The sequence below is a fragment of the Psychrobacter sp. AOP3-A1-26 genome (assembly GCF_052378235.1).
In the GTDB taxonomy this organism is placed as follows: Bacteria; Pseudomonadota; Gammaproteobacteria; order Pseudomonadales; family Moraxellaceae; genus Psychrobacter.
This window is the reverse complement of sequence record NZ_JBQSXN010000167.1, coordinates 1-1,716: the sequence shown is the minus strand read 5'-3', so window position 1 is coordinate 1,716 and position 1,716 is coordinate 1. Positions and strand designations below refer to the sequence as shown.

Sequence of the window (1,716 nt, the reverse complement as noted above, 5' to 3'; positions counted from 1 at the left end):
AAATTTTTTTCTATCTAGACTTCTTGCTAGTTGTGGGTAATAGTATCGGAACTTCAAATTGAACTCTACTTACTGAACTATTCTGCAGACTGTTTGAGCTTGTTGAAGATACAGAAATAGAGCCTACAGACTCTCCATCATTTGATGCAGTTTGAGATTCATTTACTGTAACTGCTATATCGAATCCAATTTTTTGTAATAAAATTCCAGTCTCTTGGCAAAATGCTTGTCCTTCAGCAGCACTATTAAATACTGCTGTTGCAGGGTTTATATTAGCATTGTGAGTCTGGCCATACTCCTGCGCTGCCACCACCCCTTTAATAATCTGCTTTAATGTTTCTGCAACGAAATCATCTAGTTTCATAATTTATCCAATAAAGAAAGAAAAAATGAACTAATTGTAGCAATACTTCCTGCATTAGGTAGTCCATTTAGAAGCATTTGCACAACTGCTTTACTTGGTTTACCATCTCCAAATTGAGCTTCAACTGCATCAATAACTTCATAAGATGCCCGTTGCTCTTCTTTGGAAAGGTTTAATCTACTAATTTCATCACGCAAAGCAACTATATGCTCTTGGATCTCTGAATTCGAATTTACAATATTGACAGAGTTATCTGTTGAATTTTGACTAAAGCGATTGTTTACTCCAGATATATTATAAGTAACATGCTGGACGGCAGCTTTTGCCTCAGGAAGACCAAGTTTAATCACATCCATCTGATAACCAGCAGGAATACTATGGAGTTTTTCATGAAAGCCTGGGTCGATAACTTTGTATGTTTCTTCTGCTCCATTACTCATCGAACGCTGGATTAAGTCACCTATTTCTACAAGAATGTCAGAGCGTTGGATGAAAATTTTATTTTTTTGTACGCTAGATTTAATATCTGAAACTACCTCTCCATTTTGCTTTAAGATTTTTATGGTGTCAGTCATTATTTCATTAAACGGCATCTGTATTATTACTCCTTAACGAGATTACGCACACTTTAGCAGACAGAATAGTCAATTAAAAAATAAGAAAAGAACGTATCACTCTTTTCTATAAAGAAACTTGCTAGATTATGATATTACCTACTATTAAGGATGTTGACAGCAACAGCCTTCATAATCTAGTGTTCCTAAAGGATAGGTAGGTAAAAGCTCTATATACTTATCAATTGTTTCATCGTACACCTCTATTGCAAAGGTATAACAGCAAGGACATTCCTCTCGTCCATCATTGAAAGCGTGCTTAGAGCAGTAAAACTCAAAAGGTTCAATAATATTATGACGATAATCCACAAGAACATGAGTAGCAGCTTGATGACAGTTTTCACAAAATAACATTTCGTTCTTCCAAGTTAAAACTTATTTCTATCTTAATTAAAGGTCCTGCTAATACCTATGAACCTAATTTAAAATAATACTAATCGTTAATATAGCAACAAACACGATATCGCACACGCTGTATTTTGGAAAATATTTATGCATTTTTAAATCCTGAACAAAAAAATCACATCGCAATTTTTTATAAGTGAATTATTAAGAAATAGAGAGCTGACGATGACCTGAGAACTGAGAACTGAGAACTGACAAGAAATTGCATGTCAATTCCCCGTTCGCAAGAGCCAATACTTTAAATAGGATTGGGTGGTAGGTCGTATTGTAGATATATAGAAATAGTGGACAAAGAAAAGCCCCCTAACAACTAAGTTAGGGGGCTTTATCTAG

The 1,716-nt window shown here is 34.7% G+C and carries 2 protein-coding genes; both read right to left on the bottom strand.

The window, feature by feature from the left end; translation table 11 throughout:
* Positions 1–10: 10 nt before the first annotated feature.
* Positions 11–364, bottom strand: coding sequence for a hypothetical protein (locus tag ACT3TU_RS14090; protein WP_192524921.1), 354 nt, complete (start codon positions 362–364; stop codon positions 11–13).
* Positions 361–957: a hypothetical protein gene (locus tag ACT3TU_RS14085; protein WP_192524922.1), complete on the bottom strand. Its 597-nt coding sequence runs from the start codon at positions 955–957 to the stop codon at positions 361–363. Before ACT3TU_RS14085 ends, ACT3TU_RS14090 begins: the two co-directional genes overlap by 4 nt.
* Positions 958–1,716 lie beyond the last annotated feature (759 nt).

Excerpts from the sequence above, each read along its gene's own strand:
- ACT3TU_RS14090 (WP_192524921.1), bottom strand. The coding sequence starts at position 364 with ATGAAACTAGATGATTTCGTTGCAGAAACATTAAAGCAGATTATTAAA.
- ACT3TU_RS14085 (WP_192524922.1), bottom strand. The coding sequence starts at position 957 with ATGCCGTTTAATGAAATAATGACTGACACCATAAAAATCTTAAAGCAA.